This is a genomic window from Brevibacillus composti, from assembly GCF_016406105.1.
Taxonomy (GTDB): Bacteria; Bacillota; Bacilli; order Brevibacillales; family Brevibacillaceae; genus Brevibacillus; species Brevibacillus composti.
The window spans coordinates 178697-197500 of record NZ_CP066308.1 but is presented as its reverse complement, the minus strand read 5'-3'; the positions used below and the strand labels follow the sequence as shown (position 1 = coordinate 197500).

Annotated in this window: 19 protein-coding genes (1 of these 19 running past the window's edge); 1 reads left to right on the top strand and 18 read right to left on the bottom strand. The window is 54.2% G+C overall.

Annotation, left to right across the window (positions count from 1 at the left end; genetic code table 11):
- The 11 genes from lysS to JD108_RS01070 form a co-directional block, all read right to left on the bottom strand.
- Nucleotides 1-1207: the 5' portion of a lysine--tRNA ligase gene (gene lysS, locus JD108_RS01120; RefSeq protein WP_198828213.1), read on the bottom strand. Its footprint begins 314 nt before the window's first position; the window shows 1207 of its 1521 coding nt (coding positions 1-1207); it begins with the start codon at nt 1205-1207; the stop codon falls past the left edge of the window.
- A gap of 97 nt (nt 1208-1304) precedes the next feature.
- Nucleotides 1305-1781, bottom strand: a complete 477-nt coding sequence (gene greA, locus JD108_RS01115; protein ID WP_198828212.1) for a transcription elongation factor GreA — start codon at nt 1779-1781, stop codon at nt 1305-1307.
- 215 nt (nt 1782-1996) lie between these two features.
- Entirely contained in the window at nt 1997-3025 is a 1029-nt protein-coding gene (gene dusB, locus JD108_RS01110) for a tRNA dihydrouridine synthase DusB (protein ID WP_198829941.1), read from the bottom strand.
- Nucleotides 3026-3116: 91 nt separating this feature from the next.
- Nucleotides 3117-3329 (bottom strand): helix-turn-helix domain-containing protein, encoded by a 213-nt coding sequence (locus tag JD108_RS01105; RefSeq protein ID WP_198828211.1) that lies wholly within the window; start codon nt 3327-3329, stop codon nt 3117-3119.
- Nucleotides 3281-3811, bottom strand: coding sequence for a 2-amino-4-hydroxy-6-hydroxymethyldihydropteridine diphosphokinase (gene folK / locus JD108_RS01100; protein ID WP_198828210.1), 531 nt, complete (start codon nt 3809-3811; stop codon nt 3281-3283). Before folK ends, JD108_RS01105 begins: the two co-directional genes overlap by 49 nt.
- Complete coding sequence (gene folB, locus JD108_RS01095; protein WP_198828209.1) at nt 3808-4179, bottom strand: dihydroneopterin aldolase; 372 nt, start codon at nt 4177-4179, stop codon at nt 3808-3810. The genes folK and folB overlap by 4 nt, the downstream gene beginning before the upstream one ends.
- Nucleotides 4172-5389 (bottom strand): dihydropteroate synthase, encoded by a 1218-nt coding sequence (folP, locus tag JD108_RS01090; protein ID WP_228728259.1) that lies wholly within the window; start codon nt 5387-5389, stop codon nt 4172-4174. Before folP ends, folB begins: the two co-directional genes overlap by 8 nt.
- A 44-nt stretch (nt 5390-5433) precedes the next feature.
- On the bottom strand, nt 5434-6279 hold the full coding sequence (gene pabC / locus JD108_RS01085; protein ID WP_198828208.1) for an aminodeoxychorismate lyase: 846 nt from the start codon (nt 6277-6279) through the stop codon (nt 5434-5436).
- Nucleotides 6280-6328: 49 nt separating this feature from the next.
- Entirely contained in the window at nt 6329-7051 is a 723-nt protein-coding gene (gene tatC, locus JD108_RS01080; protein ID WP_198828207.1) for a twin-arginine translocase subunit TatC, read from the bottom strand.
- A gap of 135 nt (nt 7052-7186) precedes the next feature.
- Nucleotides 7187-7414: a twin-arginine translocase TatA/TatE family subunit gene (tatA, locus tag JD108_RS01075; protein ID WP_198828206.1), complete on the bottom strand. Its 228-nt coding sequence runs from the start codon at nt 7412-7414 to the stop codon at nt 7187-7189.
- Nucleotides 7415-7434: 20 nt separating this feature from the next.
- The gene (locus JD108_RS01070) at nt 7435-9078 is read right to left on the bottom strand and encodes a PhoX family protein (RefSeq protein WP_198828205.1); all 1644 of its coding nucleotides are present in this window, start codon (nt 9076-9078) and stop codon (nt 7435-7437) included.
- A gap of 624 nt (nt 9079-9702) precedes the next feature.
- On the opposite strand from JD108_RS01070, the gene JD108_RS01065 reads away from it, so the two are divergent.
- Nucleotides 9703-10947 (top strand): IS110 family RNA-guided transposase, encoded by a 1245-nt coding sequence (locus JD108_RS01065; protein WP_198828204.1) that lies wholly within the window; start codon nt 9703-9705, stop codon nt 10945-10947.
- Nucleotides 10948-11298: 351 nt separating this feature from the next.
- On the opposite strand, the gene pabA is transcribed toward JD108_RS01065, so the two are convergent.
- From pabA to JD108_RS01030, 7 genes are all read right to left on the bottom strand, one after another.
- Nucleotides 11299-11883 carry an aminodeoxychorismate/anthranilate synthase component II gene (pabA, locus tag JD108_RS01060; RefSeq protein ID WP_198828203.1) on the bottom strand — a complete coding sequence of 195 codons (585 nt, stop codon included), beginning with the start codon at nt 11881-11883 and terminating at the stop codon, nt 11299-11301.
- A complete protein-coding gene (locus JD108_RS01055; RefSeq protein WP_198829939.1) occupies nt 11880-13394 on the bottom strand; it encodes an anthranilate synthase component I family protein in 1515 nt (504 codons plus the stop codon). The genes pabA and JD108_RS01055 overlap by 4 nt, the downstream gene beginning before the upstream one ends.
- A gap of 211 nt (nt 13395-13605) precedes the next feature.
- Nucleotides 13606-14538, bottom strand: coding sequence for a cysteine synthase A (gene cysK / locus JD108_RS01050; protein ID WP_198828202.1), 933 nt, complete (start codon nt 14536-14538; stop codon nt 13606-13608).
- 77 nt (nt 14539-14615) lie between these two features.
- On the bottom strand, nt 14616-15515 hold the full coding sequence (locus JD108_RS01045; protein WP_198828201.1) for a peptidyl-prolyl cis-trans isomerase: 900 nt from the start codon (nt 15513-15515) through the stop codon (nt 14616-14618).
- Nucleotides 15516-15533: 18 nt separating this feature from the next.
- Nucleotides 15534-16406 carry an Hsp33 family molecular chaperone HslO gene (hslO, locus tag JD108_RS01040; protein ID WP_198828200.1) on the bottom strand — a complete coding sequence of 291 codons (873 nt, stop codon included), beginning with the start codon at nt 16404-16406 and terminating at the stop codon, nt 15534-15536.
- A gap of 471 nt (nt 16407-16877) precedes the next feature.
- Entirely contained in the window at nt 16878-17822 is a 945-nt protein-coding gene (locus JD108_RS01035; RefSeq protein WP_198828199.1) for a sigma-70 family RNA polymerase sigma factor, read from the bottom strand.
- A gap of 741 nt (nt 17823-18563) precedes the next feature.
- The gene (locus tag JD108_RS01030) at nt 18564-18800 is read right to left on the bottom strand and encodes a hypothetical protein (protein ID WP_198828198.1); all 237 of its coding nucleotides are present in this window, start codon (nt 18798-18800) and stop codon (nt 18564-18566) included.
- Nucleotides 18801-18804 lie beyond the last annotated feature (4 nt).

Genomic DNA, 18804 nt, shown 5'->3' with positions numbered 1-18804 from the left:
TTGCCAGCGGAGAAATCTCGACCGGATGCCCGTAGACAAACGTCGGCTGAATCAGGGTGTGCTCAATCTTTTGTTCGAAAAACTCGTTGACGACATGTCCAAACGTATGGTGCGGCTCCACCTGCACCCCGTGTTCTTTGGCCAGCGCGCGAGCTTCCTCGTCGCTCATGTGCTTCCAGAAATCAACGCCGACATGTTCTTTTACGAGATCGACCATGTGTACGCGGCGCCATTTTGGCGTCAGGTCGACTTCGTTTCCTTGGTACTGGATTTTGGTCGTCCCCAGGACTTCCTGGGCGATATGAGCGATCAGCTCTTCGGTCAATGTCATAATATCATCAAAGTCGGCGTACGCCTGATACAGCTCGATCATCGTAAATTCCGGATTGTGACGGGTAGAGATCCCCTCATTCCGATAGACGCGGCCGATTTCGTACACCTTTTCCAGACCGCCGACAATCAGCCGCTTCAAATGCAGCTCGATCGCAATCCGCATGTACAGCTCCATGTCCAACGCATTGTGATGCGTAATAAACGGACGGGCAGCGGCGCCTCCGGCGATGGCGTGCAGCGTCGGAGTTTCTACTTCCAGGAAACCAAGGTTGTCCAAATAGCGGCGCATCGAGGTTAAAATGCGGCTTCTGGTAATAAAGGTGTCACGCACCTCAGGATTGACGATCAGATCGACGTAGCGTTTGCGGTAGCGTGTCTCGATATCCTTCAATCCGTGATATTTTTCCGGCAGAGGACGGAGTGATTTGGTCAAGAACGTCAGCTCTTTCGCCTTCACACTCAGCTCACCGGTCTTTGTCTTGAAAATGACACCGCTGACGCCGATCAGGTCGCCAATGTCACTGAGATCGAATACGCGAAAAGCCTCTTCGCCGACGGTATCCAGCCGCACGTAGATCTGGATTTGACCGGAGCGATCCAGAAGCTGCGCGAAGCTGGCTTTCCCCATTTCGCGTTTGGCCATCAGACGGCCTGCGATGGAGACGAGATGCTCACTTGCTTCCAGCTCTTCTTTGGTCTTGTCCCCCAAACGGCTGATAATATCGGCTGCATGATCCTTCTGTTCAAACTTTTTGCCAAACGGATCAATGCCCCATTCACGAAGCTGATTCATTTTGTCATGGCGCACCTGCAGCAACTCGTGGAGGCTTTCCTGTTGCTGTTCTTCCTGCTGTCGGTCTTGCTCGTTATTCATTGCCTTGTTCACTCCTTACCATGCCTTTGTCACAAATTGGGTGGATAAATAGCGATACGGCGTACCCTTTTTCTAAGGTACGCCTTGTCCGGGACAATTACAAGTTAATCTCGAGGATCTCGTATTGGATGACACCCGCCGGTACCGATACGTCGACGACGGCGCCAACCGCCTTGCCCAGCAGCGCCTGCCCGACCGGGGATTCATTGGAGATCTTGTTGTTCATCGGATCGGATTCAGCAGAACCGACGATCGTGTATACGACGATGTCGCCGTATTCCAGGTCCTTCAGTTTCACCGTGGAGCCGACACTGACTACGCCGGTATCGACATCCTCGTTGGTGATAATGCGTGCATTGCGAAGCATTTTTTCCAGAGTCAGAATGCGGCCTTCGATGAACGCTTGCTCATTTTTCGCCTCTTCGTACTCGGAGTTCTCGCTAATATCTCCATAGCTGATCGCTTCTTTGATCCGTGCAGCCACTTCTTTGCGTTTAACCGTTTTCAAATCTTCCAGTTCTTGTTCCAGTTTTGCCAAACCTTCAGGTGTAAGAATCACTTCTTTTTCCGACATGGTTCAATTCCCCCGTTTAAATAATTCCATCGCACTGGGTAAAGTACAAAGGATTATATGTAGATGTTCTATACAATATACAGGCAGAAGATGAAGACCAAGCTGTCAACGCCATTGTCATAGGGAAAGCTGCCAGCATATAAACTGGCAGCTTACGTCCCGATAATACGACGTATTATAGGATATGAAGGAATCCTTGTCAATGTCTGGATACCTTAATAACTGACGGCCTCTTCCTGGGGTGCAAGCTCTTCTCCTTCCGCTTCGTCCGGACTGTTTTCCACCCAATCAACATAATCCAGCAGAACACGGCGAAGTTCCTCTTCCGTTTCCACCGCGTTGATCAGGTTTTTCGTGTGAGTCGCACCTTTCAAGCCTTTCAGATACCATGCGGCATGCTTGCGCATTTCCAGCACGCCGACGCGCGGGCCTTTCAAGGCAATCAAGCGCTCGGCGTGGAGCAGGCAAATCTCCATCTTTTCACGCGGCGTAGGCTCGGGCAGAAGCTCCCCGGTCGTGAGATACTGGATCGTCCGATACAGCATCCACGGATTGCCCAATGCAGCCCGGCCGATCATGACCCCGTCGCAGCCAGTCGTGTCCAGCATGCGGCGAGCGTCCTCCGGCGTGGCGACATCCCCGTTTCCGATGACCGGAATGGAGACGGCCTCTTTGACGCGGCGGATCCAATCCCAGTCCGCTTTGCCCTTGTACATTTGGACACGTGTGCGGCCGTGCACGGAAACGGCTTTTCCGCCTGCACGCTCGACAGCCTGTGCGTTTTCGATGGCATAGAGGTGCTCTTCATCCCAGCCGATGCGCATTTTTACCGTCACCGGCTTTTCGACGGCGTCGACTACAGCCGAGACCACCTCGTAGATTTTATTGGGATCCAGCAGAAGCCGGGCACCCGCATCACAGCTGACGATTTTCGGAACCGGGCAGCCCATATTAATATCAATGATATCTGCGTTCGTGTTTTGATCCACGTATTTTGCCGCAGCTACAAGCGTTTCCTTGTCACCGCCAAAAATCTGAAGACTCAGCGGCTTTTCGCGTTCATCGACATAGAGCATATCCAACGTCTTCTTGTTTCCATGGACAATCGCTTTGTCGCTAACCATCTCCGCACAGACCAGTCCTGTGCCGAATTCTTTGGCGATCAAGCGAAAAGCGGGATTGCATACCCCTGCCATGGGAGCGAGCACGACGTTGTTTTTCAGTTCGATGTCGGCAATTTTCAGTGTCATCATTCAACCTCCTTTTCCCGCATATCAGAAGAATCGTCCTCCGGGACAAAACGGGTGGATGGAGAGGCAGAGCCCCAGGAAAAAGTTATTTATTATTTATAGCACATAATTCCTCATAATCCACCTGTAAAGTGCTGGCGATCTTGCGCAAAACGGGCTCACTCGGGGTTTTTGTCCCTCTTTCCAGCGACCCGACAAAGGAGAGCGAGACGCCCATCTTCTCTGCCAGCGACTGCTGGGTCAAGCCCTTCAGCTTACGGAATGATCGAATCCGGTTTCCCAGTCGATTGTTCCCCATATTTGTACCCCCTTGTCCTCTTGCGGCAACAACCTGAGGAAATCGTCGACAGGCCGGCCCCATACGGGCAAAGCGCCTCCCACCCAGACATCGCGCAATGGAATCAGCACAAAGGCCCGCTCTGTCATCGCGGGATGGGGAATCGTCAGGTCTTCCTTCTCCAGCTTCTCGTCCCCATACAGCAGTACATCGATGTCGATGGTTCGCGGCCCCCAACGAATCGTCCGAACACGTCCCAGCTCCTGCTCCACATGCAGCGCCGCATCCAAGAGTTCATCTGGGGAAAGTTCGGTCTCCACGGCAATGACCATATTCAAAAACGCATCCTGATCCACAAAGCCGACCGGATCGGTTTCGTAGACGGGTGATGTGCGGATGACGCGAATCCCGGTGCGGCCGTGCAGCTTGCGCACAGCCTGCCGGAGATGTTCGGCCTGATCGCCCATGTTCGAGCCAAGAGCCAGATAGGCTGTCACTGTCATGGAGCGATATCCTCTCTTTTTCGAATCATTTCGATGGCTACGGCATCATAGTGTCCATGAATCGGCGGGTTGGGCTTCGTCACCTTGACCTTTACCTCCGAAAATGGGAATGCCTGCAGCAATCGGCTCGCGATCTGTGCGGTCAATGCTTCCACGAGGTTGAAACGCTCTTTTTCTACAATTTGCTGCACACAATGAAAGATATCGGCGTAATTCACCGTATCGTTTAGATCGTCGCTGGCACCAGCCTTGGCCAGATCCAGAGAGATCTCCAAATCCACATAAAAACGCTGCCCGAGCTGAGCCTCCGCTTCAAACACCCCGTGGTAGCCGTAAAATGACATCTTCTCAAAGTAGATTTTATCCAATCAGGGCGCCTCCTTTCAGCATGGCGTCCATCATCGCGGTGACCCGCTTCATCTCGCGCACATCGTGGACGCGTACGATCTGGCAGCCTTTTGCGACACCCAAGGCGACTGTGGCCGCTGTCCCCTCCAGCCGCTCCTCTACGGGCAGGTCGAGGACCCGGCCGATCATCGATTTGCGGGAGGTGCCGAGCAGCACGGGATAACCGAGCGCCACGAGATCGTCCAAACGGCGCATCGCCTCCAGATTCTGCTCCAGGCTCTTGGCAAACCCGATGCCCGGATCGAGGATGATCATCTCGTCGCGCACACCCGCTGCCCTGGCGATTTGAACCGATTCCCGCAAATCCCGCACCATGTCGCTGAAAAAATGCGTATAAGCCGTATCTTCCCGATTGTGCATGAGGATGATCGGCACCTGATGGCGCGCCGCAACCTCCGCCATTTTCCTGTCTTTTTTGGCTCCCCAGACGTCGTTGATGATATGGGCGCCGGCGCGAATCGCTTGATCCGCCACCTCTGCCTTGTAGGTGTCGACCGACAGCGGGACCGTCAGCTCCTCGGCAAGCGCACGGACCACAGGCATCACCCGGTCCAGCTCCTCCGCCAGCTCGACGGCTGCCGAGCCTGGCCGCGTCGATTCCCCGCCGATATCGATGATGTCCGCTCCTGCCTCGACCAAGGCACGTGCTTGGCTGACCGCTCGCTCCACATCGGTATAACGGCCTCCATCAGAAAAAGAGTCCGGCGTCACATTGAGGATGCCCATGACAAGAGTCCGCTGTCCCAGCGGAAGAACCCGATTTCCACAGATCAGGTTGGTTCTTTTCAAAAGCTGGCGGTTCATCATGAGCAGCTCTCTGAGCTCTGCGACTGCGCCTCTCAAACCTTCGCTGGATGTCGGCAGGCGCTTCAGCAAAGCCTCCCACTGTCCGCGAGTGCCTCTTATATACAAGTCGGAACGACCAGGAAGTGCCGGATTGTCATGGACCACGGCGTCCGCTCCGCATACAGCGGCTTCCCTGCGCATCAGAGCAGCCTCTTCGGGAGCCAGATTCTCCAGATGGATCTGCAATGGCTCCCCTGCTTCCGCGAACGCCTCAGCTTGAGCTGGATCCACGCCGACACGAGCCAGCTCCGTTTTCACTTCCCGTCGATGATGAGCGTGTAACACGAATGGATTGTGCTTCATCTGCTTTGCTTCCTTTCGCATCGTGGTCTCTCATGGTGGCATGTTGTTTGATAGCATACCATAATTTACTGGCCGCTCGCTACAGACTGGCTGTAGGCCAGGCGCAGAGCCCGGGTGATCTCCCCGTAGGCGGAGGGAAGCTCCCGCCCGTCGACGCTCGAAACCGGCACGATTTCCTGAATCGAGTTCGTCACAAAGGCCTCATCGGCGCGGAGCAATTCGTCCGGGCGGTAGATGCCCGCATGTACGGGGATCCCGAGACGCTCAGCCAGACGGATGACATGGCGGCGCGTAATCCCGGCGAGAATGCCCGTCTCCTCCGAAGGCGTGTACAGTTGCCCGGCTCTCACCCAAAAGAGATTGCTGACGATGCCTTCGGCCAGATATCCGTCGCCGGTCAGAAAAAGACCTTCGACATCCGCCTGGTTTCCGATCTCCAGGCGGGCCAGCGCATTATTGAGGTAGTTATGCGATTTGAAGCGGACATGCCCCTCCGCCGTTTGCCGCGGGATAGACAGAATTTGCAGCCGCTTGGGGCGAGGCGGTTCCGTCAGTGGCGCCACCTCTTTGACAAAAATAAACAGGGATGGCCGAGAGTAGTCTTCCGTCGCCAGTCCCACGCCCTCCGCTCCCGCTGTAATGCTGATCCGCACATAGGCGTCCCGCAGCCCGTTTGCTGCCACTGTCTGCAGGATGCAAGCCTCCAGATCTTCCGCACTCCATGCGGCTTTGATCCGCAACGCCAAAAGCCCGGCTGACAACCGGGCAAAATGTTCCTTCCACAAAAACAAGCGACCCTGATAGACCCGCACTGTTTCAAACAGGCCGATGCCGTACAAAAATCCGTGATCCAGCACCGATACCGTCGCTTGGTCTGCCGGTACAATTTCTCCATTGATATACACCTGCATAGCATTCTCTCCCGCGTTCCGATTCTACGAGAGCATCATACCATATTTTTTATCCCAACTGTGCAGCCTCCCTCGGCCGCTTGCGATGAACAGTCCGGGAGATCGCAATGGAGATTTCGTACAAGACAATGAGCGGGATAATTACCAGCACATCCGACAAAAAGTCCGGCGGCGTGATCGTCACCGAGATGACGGAAAGGATAAAGTAGGCGGGCTTCCTCATCTTGGCCAGGCGATGCGGATTGAGGATCCCCAGATGGCTGAGGAAGAGCACGACTACCGGCAATTCAAACAAAAGCCCGAACGGCAAACAGATATTCAGCATGAACGTAAAATAATCTTGGGCCGTAATCACCAGCTCAAAATTGCCATTGGACAAGCCCAGCACGAACTGATACATGACCGGGAACAGGACAAAATAGGCAAAGCTGATGCCGATCAGAAACAGGAAAAACAGCGCCGGGACGTACAGAAGGGCCACCCTCCGCTCCCGCTCCGTGAGGGCAGGCTCGACAAACCGCCACGCTTGATAGCCGACGATCGGGATCGATACCGCCAACGCCCCAACAGCAGACAGCTTGATGTAGATGGACAAAATGTCATTGGGGCCGAGAATGGCCAGCTTTTCCAGCGAGCGGCTGGCGAGAAAGTGATAGATGTGATCCACAAACAGAAAGCACGTTACCAGGCTGATGACAAACGAAGCCAGCACGATGATCAACCGGCGGCGCAAATCGGTCAGGTGTTCGAGAAAAGGCTGCTCCCGACCCATACACTCTCCTCCTCACAGACAATATCGGACGCAGATGAACGCCCGGGCTAGCGGCGCATGCAACGGCACAGACAATGCCGCACAGAGGGAAAAGGCAGTGCGCGCGAGGCACACCACCTTCTCCGAAAGATGGCTTTAATTAAGCTGCTTGGCAGGTTCCTCTCCCTTGCTGGCTGCGAAATCCTGCTGCTTCCCCTTTTTCTCCTCATCATCGTCTTTGGTCAAATCCTTGGCGGCTGACTTGAACTCCGTCAAAGTGCGGCCAAAGGCCCGTCCAATCTCGGGAAGCTTGCTCGGCCCGAAGATAACCAGTGCGATAATCAGGATGAGGATCAGCCCGGGTATACCGATGCTCGACAACATACATGCTCCACTCCTTTTGTTTAGAAGCCCGTTACGGCGATCACACCCGGCAGGGCAACAGAATTGCCGCCTTTGGGCCAGTGGCTGGTCGGCTGGTCGTAGGACTTGAGATTTTCTCCCGGGTGCTGCACAGCCAGGAACAGGGTGGTCTCGTCCGGGTTAAACCAAGGTCCCGTCATCTCCGCGCCTACAGGGGCAGAGGCAAACTGGACGGCCTCCCCTTTGTTAGCGCCGGTGGTCGGAATCAGGAAGACGCCATTGTTCCCAAACGATTTGTAGATGCCGCTATTCATGGAAGAAGACGAGATGTCGGTCACGATCCACAGGTTGCCCGCGCTGTCAAAAGCGAGGTTGTCCGGAGCAGCAAAGCCGCTTTGCGGTCCGCCTGTCGCAAAGATTTCGAACGTGAACTCTGTCCCCGCGTGGTTGTTGTCCTTTTCAAAGAGACGAACGATCTGGCCGTAGAAATTGCCGTGGCTGGAGTTGTTGGTCAGCGCGATAAAGACGCTGCCGTCGATCGGATGGACTTCCAGGTCTTCCGGGCGATCCATCGGGGTCGCTTTGACGGCTTTGGCTGCTTCGCGGCAATTGATGACGACATCCGCCTGGGAGGCAAACAGAGGCTTGCCCTCACTGTTGGTCGCTTTTTGCAGGGCTTCATTTGTCGCCAGGTCCAGCGCAATCCACTTTCCTTTGCTGAAGTCCGCTACGTAGAGCGTGCCTTCTTCCAGCAGTTTGGAGTTCTGCTTGCCCAGCTTCGGATCGAATTTGCCTTTGGATACGTATTTGTAGACGTATTGATCGCGGGCATCGTCGCCCATGTAGACGGCCAGTTGGCCTGTCGGCGCGATCACCATCGCCGTATTTTCGTGGGAGAAGCGGCCCAGCGCAGTGTGCTTCTTCGGCGTGGAGGCAGGGTCAAAAGGATCGACTTCGATGACCCAGCCGTAGTGGCGATTGTCTGCCAGCTTGCAATCGTCCACGACATCCTGATAGTTCTCTTCGCAGGACAGAATGGTATTCCACAGCGTCACACCGCCGGAGCAGTTGGCGAAGGTGCCTGTCACTTCCTTGGAGAGAGACGCAGCAGGACCGGTCAGGGCGTGTTTGGTCAAACCGCTGACACGGCGGCCGTATTTGGAGTCCGGCACCAGCTTCCAGGTGCCGCCCTCGCGCTTGATCTCGATGACAGACCCGCCCAGGGCATACAGGTATTTCTCGATCTGTTCCGCCGTCCGCTTGTTGTCTTTGGGATCGGCATTCAGCGTATCATAGCCGGTCACGTAGTATTCCAGTTCGCCCAGGTACTCGTGATTGACCCAGAGCAGACCGTGGTCGGGACTTCCGTCAATCGGCAGAAAACATGTAAAGTCCGCATTGAATCCGAAGGTGTCGCCAGCCGGGTTAATTTTGTCTCCGTACACAGCGATCACATCGTATTTGTATCCTTGCGGCAGGACGACATCATCCTTGGTAGTCGGATCGATCGGCTTAAATTTGGGATTGAATGTATGCTTTTTGTTTTCGAGTCCAAAGAGATGGTCGGCTGTTTTTCCGGAGATTGTCTCTCCCGCGGCCAATGCAGGAATGCCGGTTGCCAGCGAAGCCAGCGCGGCCGTACCTGCCCCCAAATACGTCAAAAACTGACGACGATTCACGTCCATGTCGATCGCTCCTCGTATAGTATTTTTCGAAGGCTGGTTATTAAGGAATTTCCAGCCCCACACGGGACCTTTGGTCCCCTCCAAGATTTCCAGTTTTCCTATCACAGAAAGCCGTGATCCATTTTCCAATGCAGTCTGTCAAGGTCGCGAAGCGTTCATTTTAACCTTGACAGACGAGTTTCAACACCCACACTTTTTCCTGCTCAGCAAATCATTGCTGAGCTGCCTAACGGCGAGTGAAGGGGTGCAGGGGACGTGTTCCCTGCGTCTCCCCCAATGGGGGACGGAAGGGGGCTCTCCCCGTACAGATTTTCATGAAAAATGAGGGAGACACTAGACTTTCCGAGATGCCTCTGGACAATGGAACATAGGGATCCATTCGGGGAAATTCACATCGCTCCTGTAGCATGGTCTACTCGAAAAGTCTGCTTCTCCGGTACTCGTTCGAACTTCTAACCCGCTGGCTGTTCCCTTCGGCAACCCATGCCCGACTGTAGCAGCGTCGGGGCAGCTCATGGACCGAAGCGAGTTCTCATATGCGAGGGTGACTGATCGACGAGTGCGCCGGAGGCATCCCGGAGAGTCTATTCCCTGAATCCCTCACGGAAAGGAGGAATGATACTCATGAAGCTGTTTGTCGGTATTGACGTCAGTTCAGAAGAACTGGAAGCGTGTTTGATGAATCCGGAAGGTGATACGCTTGAGACAGTAAAGGTAAAGAACGATTTGCATGGTGCTTCGCACCTGCGTGATCGCATTATCGCTGTTTCGGACAAGCTTTCCTCTTCCGAGATCCATATTGGGCTTGAAGCAACCTCGGTCTACAGTTGGCATCCGGCTATGTTCCTGCATGAGGATGAATCTCTTAGAAAGCGTAAGACCAAGGTGTTTACCATCAATCCCAAACTCATTCACAAGTTCAGGGAAGCCTACGCCGACTTGGACAAGACTGACCGCATTGATGCCTGGATCATTGCAGATCGTCTTCGTTTTGGCAGATTGACGACGACCATCGTGATGCAGGAACAGTACCTGGCACTTCAACGGCTGACTCGTATGCGATTTCACTTGGTTCACAATCTGACACGCGAGAAGCAGTACTTCCTGCAAAACTTGTTCTACAAGTGCAACGCTTTTCGTTCCGAAGTGGACAGCTCCGTGTTCGGCCATGCGATTATGGAGATGCTTTCGGAGAAGTATAGTCTCGATGAAATGGCAAACATGGAGGTCGCCGACCTGGCTGACTATCTCAAGGAGAAGGGAAAGAACCGATTTCCCGATCCCGAGCATGTTGCTCTGTGCATACAGAAAGCCGCTCGGGCCTCCTACCGTCTATCCAAGGTTGTCGAGAATTCCATCGACATCGTGCTGGGCACGTCAATCCAATCGATTCGGAGCATTCAAGCCCAGCTGAAAGAGTTGGACAAGGCCATTGCACGCATCCTGGAAGGCATCTCCGATGCCAAGTGTCTGCGCTCCATTCCGGGCATTGATTTGGTTTACGCAGCAGGAATTCTGGCGGAGATCGGAGATATCGAACGCTTCAGCGATCAAGCTGCCGTAGCCAAGTATGCAGGTCTCACGTGGCGCAAGCACCAATCCGGCTCCTTTGAAGCCGAAGATACCAAACGTATCCGTTCCGGCAACCGATTCCTTCGCTATTACCTGGTTGAAGCTGCCAACTCGGTAAAAAACCGCGACCCAGAATTCGGCGAGTACTACCGGAAGAAATACAAAGAAGTCTCGAAACACCAACACAAACGCGCCCTCGTTTTAACCGCAAGAAAACTTGTGCGTCTGGTCGATGCGCTGCTACGCAACGACCAACTCTACACGCCTAGAAGGAAGGTGAAGAATACGGGAGAATAACGCCTCCTTTGCAAATGTCCTTCGGTCATTCCCAGTTAAAATCTGGTAAATGACATGATTTTCAACTGGGTCTAGTTTGTTGTTGCCATTTTTCCTGATTCGAGAGCTTTATCCCAAAACAAATTTCCAATTCTGACGAATCAGGGGCTTGACATCATACCGCTGGACTTTTGTATCTGTAATCACAACTCCGATTGTACAAGCCGATCATCTAGATACAGTGAATGGGGGATTAAGATCGCGTTAAACAGTTTGAAATCTTTGCAAAGATGCCCTTTACAATCCGAACATGAAAAAGACCGCCCCATGGATGAGCGGTCGCCTGTACTCTCTTATTTCATCTACGATCCTTTAACCGACAGATTCTTTCGCGTACGCCGTCAGGAAATTGCGCAGCAGCTGCTTGCCGTGCTGCGTAATAATCGACTCCGGATGAAATTGCACGCCCTCGATCGGAAAATAGCGATGGCGCAGCGCCATGATTTCCCCTTCGGCGGTGCGGGCCGTCACTTCCAGATCGGCAGGGAGGGTCGCCTCCTCGACGATTAGCGAATGGTAGCGGGCTGCCGTAAAGGGCGATGGGATATCGGCAAAAATCGTCCGGCCGTCATGGAATACCTCAGAGGTTTTGCCGTGCATCAGGCGCTCGGCGCGGATGACTTTCCCGCCAAACACCTGACCGATCGATTGATGGCCCAGACATACGCCGAGAATCGGAATTTTTCCGGCAAAGCGGCGAATCGCGTCCATGCTGATGCCCGCTTCGTTTGGCGTGCAAGGGCCCGGCGAGACCATCAAATAGTCAGGCGCCAGCCGTTCGATCTCCTCCAGGGTAATCTTGTCATTGCGGTACACCTGCAGCTCTTGGCCCAGCTCTCCAACGTACTGCACCAGGTTGTAAGTAAAGGAATCATAGTTGTCAATCATCAAAATCATACGCTCTTCTCCTCTCGACTCTTCTTTCTGTTCTCGCTCAACTCCAACGCTTTCCACAACGCTTCCGCTTTTTTCAGCGACTCGAGATACTCCGCCTGCGGCTGGGAATCGATGACGATCCCTGCACCTGCCTGTACATGGGCTGTGCCGTCCTTGACGACCATGGTCCGGATGGCGATGTTGACCTCCACATCTCCATGAAAGCCGAACCAGCCGATCGAGCCCGTGTATACGCCGCGTTTGACCGGCTCCAGCTCCTCGATGATTTCCATCGTGCGGACTTTGGGCGCTCCCGTGATCGTCCCGCCGGGAAAAGCGGCGGCTACCGCGTCGAAGGCATCCTTGTCCTCGGCCAGCTCCCCTTCCACATGGGAGACGATGTGCATGACATGGGAGTATTTTTCCACGACCATGAATTCGCTGACACGGACGCTCCCATAGCGGCATACTCGCCCGAGATCGTTGCGCTCCAGGTCCACCAGCATCACATGCTCGGCGCGCTCTTTTTCGTTCTCGATCAATTCGCGGACCAGCGCCTCGTCCTCGGCGTCATTCTTGCCGCGCGGCCGGGTACCCGCGATGGGACGGGTAGAGACTTTGCCGTCCTTTACCTTGATCAGCAGCTCCGGTGAGGCACTGACCAGCTGAAACTCGGGAAATTGGAGATACCCCATGTAGGGAGAGGGATTCAGCTTGCGAAGAACCCCGTATACCTCCGGACCCGACGTCTTCATCGGCTTGCTTTGCCGGACGGAGAGATTCACCTGGAACACGTCACCCTGGGAGATATAGGTCTGCACCCGGCGCACGGCTTCCTCAAACTGCTCCTGGGCAAAAGAGACCTCAGCCGGCGTAGCGGATTCCAAAGGGCGCTTGCGAAGCGCATCCCAGTCCGTGTCATCCGCGGCTGTCTCCAGCAGGCGGCTCAGCTCCTCCGCCTGTCTGCTCAGCCGATCGGCGGCATCGCGGTACGAATCTTCTGTCAATCCGCGGGAAGGCAGATGCGTCACGCAGAAGCATTCTCTTTTCGCATGATCAAAAACGAGAAGGTCTTGCATTATCATAACATAGAGATCGGGCAGCCGTAAGTCGTCATAGGCGATCTGCGGCAGACTGGGCTCAAAAAAACGGTTCATCTCATAGCTGAGGTAGCCCACCGCTCCGCCGTAAAAATCGGGGAAGTCCGGCAAGGCCGGTGTCCGGTACTGCGCCAGAAATCGGCGTAGCGCGTCCAGCGGATGCTGTCCATCAAGCATCTGGACATGTCCGTCTGGGAACGCTGCCTCTGTCTGGCCATCCTGACTGGTAATGACCGCCATCGGCTGATAGGCGAGGTAGGAATAGCGGCCGGCACGTCCGCTTTCCAACAGAACAGCTCCCTCCAGGGTAGGCTGCAAACGCTGCAAGAGCTCCCAGGGATCAAGGTGATCGGGCCAGGGCACCCGCACGGAGAGAGGGACGTACGGATAGGCTTCCGCATAGGTGGTCAATTCGGGATAGGTCGGCAGAATCAAAGGGTTCACACTCCGGTATTCACGTCAAATATAGTTGCTCTCTTAGCATATCACATCTGGCCGCTTCACCACATTCACAGAAAAATTTCCCGAGGCATCTGCCAGGCTGCCTGTAAGAAAAAAGACGCCAGCAACAGCCGGCGTCCGGTAACCTTGGGCCCTGTGTCACCCGATCGCGGGGGACAAGTCCTTTTTCTTCAACATGCACCTATTCTTCAAACTGATACAGCGGCGTAGAGAGGTAGCGTTCGCCATTGCTCGGAATGACGACAACCACTTTTTTCCCGGCGCCCAGCTTTTTCGCCACCTGGAGGGCAGCGAAGATCGCTGCGCCGGAAGAAATGCCGCCGAGGATTCCCTCCTGGCGAGCTACGGTGCGAGCCGTTTCGAAGGCATCGTCGTTTTCTACTTTGATAATTTCATCATAGATGTCCGTATCGAGAATATCCGGGACAAATCCGGCACCAATGCCCTGAATTTTGTGAGGGCCCGGTTTGCCGCCGGAGAGAACGGGCGAAGCCGCAGGCTCAACCGCAATAATCTGTACGCCGGGGAAATTCTCGCGCAGCACTTGACCCGCACCCGTTATGGTTCCGCCCGTACCCACGCCGGAGATAAAGGCATCGATGCCGCCGATCTCTTTGCCCTGCTCCAACAGCTCCTGACCAGTCGTCTCCCGGTGGATCTTCGGATTGGCCGGGTTTTTAAATTGCTGCGGCATGAAATAGGAGGGATTTTCCTGTACCAGCTCCTCCGCCTTGCGAATGGCGCCGCCCATGCCTTCCGTTCCAGGGGTCAGCACCAGCTCTGCTCCGTAGGCGCGCAGCAGATTGCGACGCTCCAGGCTCATCGTCTCCGGCATCACCAGAATCGCGCGGTATCCTTTTGCCGCCGCCACCATGGCCAGACCGATTCCCGTATTTCCGCTCGTAGGTTCAATGATCGTATCGCCCGGCTTCAGCTTTCCTTCCGCTTCAGCAGCCTCAATCATCGCCAAAGCAATCCGGTCCTTGACGCTGCTGCCCGGATTGAAAAACTCCAGTTTGAGATAAATGTCGGCCATATCCGCGCTGACCACGCGATTCAGCTTGACCAGAGGCGTATAACCGATCAATTCCGTAATCGAACCCGCAACACGCATGTTCCGTTCCCCCTCATAATAACCGAGTAAAATGGTAGGTTTTATTGGTCTAATTATACCAGTGAATGCCCACCTGGTCAATTAGACAATTGCCCAATCTGTACCCCGACTGATTCTTTCAGCCTGTCGAGAAAAGTGTCCAGCGACTCGACCTGGGCCAGTGCCATTTCCCGGCGTATGCTCTCTTTTGTCTGCTCAAAGGGGATTTGCTGCGCTTCCTGCCGGTCCGCGATCCGGTAGATGACGTATTTGCCATGGACCTCGACCGGCTCGCTGTGCTTATCTACGCCGAGCGAGGCGATCACCTCTTTGGCGGCGGGGGGCAGGCTCTCGTCCGCGAGAGAGACCCAGCCGGCATCGCCACCACCCGGCGCCGTCAGCGAATCAATCGAGCGCTCCTTGGCCAGTGTGCTAAAATTAGCCCCGCTGTTCAATTCCTTCATCACCTGCCGGGCTTCCGCATGGGAGGCCACGACAATCTGCCAGAGGCGCACTTTCACGGGATGGTTGTAGCGATCGGCGAATCGGTGATAGTACGCAAGCAGCTCCTCCTCGGGGATGACGATCTCCCGGATCGCCAGCTCCTGCAGCAGCAATTGGTAGGTGATCTCCTCTTCCAGCGCCTCCGGAGTCGTGCCGCCCTGTTGTTTCAGGGCTGCTCGAAAATCACTGTCCGTCTCGCTCCCGTAGGTCTCCCGAATCTGCTCCAGCTCGGTGCGAATCCGGGCGGGCTCGATCTGAATCCCCAGGCGCTTTGCTTCCTGAAAGACTACCTCCCGATTGATCATGTCGGATAGCACCTGCTGACCGTATTTTTCCTTGAGCTTGGCCACCCAGTCTGCTTCACTGATCGTCCGCTCTCCTACGACGGCGGTCGCTTGAAGCTTGTCCGCCGATTGGGTCCAAGCCCAGGTCACTGCCAGCAGCAGCAGAACCAATGCTCCAATGACAGCCCACAGCGTCTTCGTATTGCTCACGCCATCCCCTCCCCTCGCTTAGAGTTCGCTGCGGATTTCCTCCAGCTCCGGCTTTTCAAAAAGATAACGCTCATTGCAGAAATGGCAGTGGACTTCCGCTTCGCCCAGTTCTTCGATCATGCTGTCCATCTCTTCTTTGCCCAGGCTGATCAGCGCTTTTCGCACCTTGTCATGGGAACAAGAGCAGGTAAAGTGAATCTCGGTGCGGCTGAGGATTTTCGGCTCTTCCATGACTCTCTCCAGCACCTCTTCCGGTGTCAGTCCTTCGCCGATCAACCGGGACAGCTGAGGCAGCGAGGCCAGGTACTTTTCAATTTTCTCCACCACGTCATCCGGTGCACCCGGGAGCAGCTGCAGAATAAAGCCGCCTGCCGCAACCACGGAGCGATCCTCCGGGTTGACCAGCACACCGACGCCGACCGCGGACGGCGTCTGTTCCGAGGTTACGAAGTAGTAGGTAAAATCTTCGCCGATCTCCCCGGAGACGATCGGGGAACTGCCCTGATACGGCTCTTTCAGGCCCAGGTCTTTAACGACGTAGAGATAGCCGTCTGTACCGACAGCACGGGCCACGTCCAGCTTGCCTTTTTCGTTCAGCTCAAAATGAACATGCGGGTTGGTCACGTAGGCGATTCCTTCGCCGTGGGCATTAGCCTCGGCGACGATCTGTCCGATCGGACCGCCTCCCTTTACCTTGACAGACAGGCGCTCCTCGCCTTTCAGCATCGCTCCCATCATCAACGTCGCCGTCAGGGTGCGGCCTGCCGCCGCTGTCGCCGTATTCCACATGTCGTGACGGCGGCGCATCTCCTCCACCGCTGTCGTCGTCCGTGCCGCAAATGCACGGACATAACCGTTGTATCCGGTAGCTCTTATCAAATAATCGCTCATGAGGCGATCCTCCTTCTCTTCGATGAACTGAAAAAGTATGTAACACTCATTCTACCACAAGAAAGGCCCCCAACCTCAAGCCGGGGGCTGTAGGCTCGTTTCCGAAAGTGCAGCTGCTGCCTATCGTACCCGCTCTGTTCCCGCGCGGCAGCAGACGAGATGAGCACAAAGGCAGCAGCCAAGGGTTCTTGGCACGCAAAAAAACCCCTTCGGCGGGAAGGGGCGGTTTCGTATGTCATAAGCCTCGTATCAAACGCGGATCGCTTGGAAAAAGACATCGTCAATATGCTTGTTTTTGTACGGCTGTGGCTTGTTTTTGTACGGCTACGGCTTGTTTTTGAACCGTTCATGGCCTGTCGGTTCGTCAACGCATGAACAGCTTGTCGCGTATAACAACAGTGGCTGGTTATGCGCAACATCGGCTTCGCACCCGCACGTCAATGGCATCGCTCCAGCACGGTTCATACAGACTTATGTCAAATAGTCCTTCAGTACCCGAGACACACTCTGCGTGCGCAGCCGGTCTATCGTAGTCGCCTCAATCTGGCGAATCCGCTCGCGGGTCAAGCCAAACATCTTCCCGACTTCCTCCAGCGTGTACACCTGATCGTCATACAGCCCGTACCGCATCGCAATAATCTCCTGGGCGCGCGGACTGAGCCTATCCAGCGCCGCTTGCATCTGTGCACGCAGATCGACTTTTTCAATCCAGTCGTCCAGGGAGGTCTCCCCGTCATCGACGATCTCGGCGTAGCTCAGATACTCGTCGTCATGCTCCGCGAGCCCTGCATCCTCATCCGGGTGCGCATCAATCGACTCCATTTTCAGCATCAAGGCAAACTCGATGGCTTCCACCTTTTCCAGCGGCAGATCGAGCAAAGCGGCGATCTCCTGCCGATCGGGCGTCCGCCTCAGCAGATGAGCCAGCTGCAGCACCTGTTTTTGATACTGCCGGATTTGTTCATGCATATGAACGGGGATGCGAATCAGGGTCCCCTTGTCGTTGATCGCTCTCGTGATCGCCTGGGAGATCCACCAGTGCGAATAATGGTACAGTCTCACGCCACGGTCCACATCAAACTTGTCAATGGCCGTAAACAGACCGATCGTACCTTCTTGGATCAGATCCAAAAAGGGCATTCCCTTCCGTAGATGGCGCAAAGCGGTACTCACAACATACCGAAGATAGGCCCGCACCAGTTTTTCCCGGGCATCCAGATCCCCATCACGCTGATAGCGGATCAGGCATTCCATCTCTTCCTCTTTGTCCAACATGGGTGTTGCAGCGACGCCTTCCAGGAACAGCAGCGCGGACGTATCGGTGCGCAATGAGCGCGGCACGACGATGCTGAGCTGTTCTTCAACTTCCCGCCAGCGGCGGGGCGTTGACCGGAAACTAGAAGTACTCACAGTCATATGCAACCCTCACTTCTCTGAATGAAAATTCCACGATGAGGTTCAGCCAGTTGTGTCCTTCCGATGTTACATAATGCGTATTTCGACAAAGTAAGGTTAATTCCTCCTAGTTTACAGAATATTAACGAAAATACAGGCCGTGAATTGTTGGAAATGATGGAAATATCTCCGATTGTTTGCGGCAATAAAAATCCCTCATCCGTAGAAGATGAGGGAGAATTTTGTCGATTTTCGATTAGTTATTAGGTATTCGAATAAAATCGATAGGTAATGGAACGTTCCCGATACCAATAGTGGTATATAATGTGCTGCTAGTTGATCCTGCCTTATAGTCAGTTGCAATGACCGCCCCAGCATATCCGACTTGATCGCTAATCTTGACGTAATCCCATGAAAGGGGCTTAGCGTATTGGCTCCCCCATCTTGGTGGATAATAGCTACTGGGCGACCTTTCGTAAAGATACTGCCCGTTCATTTTTTCCCCTTCCGATTTTGCTACGAATTGGCCTTTTTCAATAGTTAATCGATTACTGTCCAATAACTCCCAACGGGCTTCATACCTTGTTGCTTTGCCATATTCCAGGGCGGCACCGTAACTAACTTTGTCAAACCATCCCCAAATTGTTTGTCTGAAATTGAGACCAGGATTTTCATTTCGGTCACGCTTATCATAATCGGTAGGATCTGTAGTCGCGTATATGACATAGCTGGAGGTAATTTCATTCCCGGATTTTACTTCTTTTAACTTTTGTACTGTCTCTTTCCGTTATCGTTAATGACTTCTGACTTAATATGAACTTTCAATCCAGAGTCTTTTTTCCCCGTCAACGCATCTTTTATTAATTCCTGTTCCGACTTCATCTCTGTTTCATACAAAATTATTTCTTCGGGTATTGTCTTTTCTTTTGCAAATATTGATGTTGATGCTGCCATTACTAATAAGGAACACGACAAAAGAAATGATATGAGTTTCTTCAAGATC

Excerpts from the sequence above, each read along its gene's own strand:
- greA (WP_198828212.1), bottom strand. The coding sequence starts at position 1,781 with ATGTCGGAAAAAGAAGTGATTCTTACACCTGAAGGTTTGGCAAAACTG.
- JD108_RS01105 (WP_198828211.1), bottom strand. The coding sequence starts at position 3,329 with ATGGGGAACAATCGACTGGGAAACCGGATTCGATCATTCCGTAAGCTG.
- folK (WP_198828210.1), bottom strand. The coding sequence starts at position 3,811 with ATGACAGTGACAGCCTATCTGGCTCTTGGCTCGAACATGGGCGATCAG.
- folP (WP_228728259.1), bottom strand. The coding sequence starts at position 5,389 with ATGCGAAAGGAAGCAAAGCAGATGAAGCACAATCCATTCGTGTTACAC.
- pabC (WP_198828208.1), bottom strand. The coding sequence starts at position 6,279 with ATGCAGGTGTATATCAATGGAGAAATTGTACCGGCAGACCAAGCGACG.
- tatC (WP_198828207.1), bottom strand. The coding sequence starts at position 7,051 with ATGGGTCGGGAGCAGCCTTTTCTCGAACACCTGACCGATTTGCGCCGC.
- tatA (WP_198828206.1), bottom strand. The coding sequence starts at position 7,414 with ATGTTGTCGAGCATCGGTATACCCGGGCTGATCCTCATCCTGATTATC.
- JD108_RS01070 (WP_198828205.1), bottom strand. The coding sequence starts at position 9,078 with ATGGACGTGAATCGTCGTCAGTTTTTGACGTATTTGGGGGCAGGTACG.
- JD108_RS01065 (WP_198828204.1), top strand. The coding sequence starts at position 9,703 with ATGAAGCTGTTTGTCGGTATTGACGTCAGTTCAGAAGAACTGGAAGCG.
- pabA (WP_198828203.1), bottom strand. The coding sequence starts at position 11,883 with ATGATTTTGATGATTGACAACTATGATTCCTTTACTTACAACCTGGTG.
- cysK (WP_198828202.1), bottom strand. The coding sequence starts at position 14,538 with ATGCGTGTTGCGGGTTCGATTACGGAATTGATCGGTTATACGCCTCTG.
- hslO (WP_198828200.1), bottom strand. The coding sequence starts at position 16,406 with ATGAGCGATTATTTGATAAGAGCTACCGGATACAACGGTTATGTCCGT.
- JD108_RS01035 (WP_198828199.1), bottom strand. The coding sequence starts at position 17,822 with ATGACTGTGAGTACTTCTAGTTTCCGGTCAACGCCCCGCCGCTGGCGG.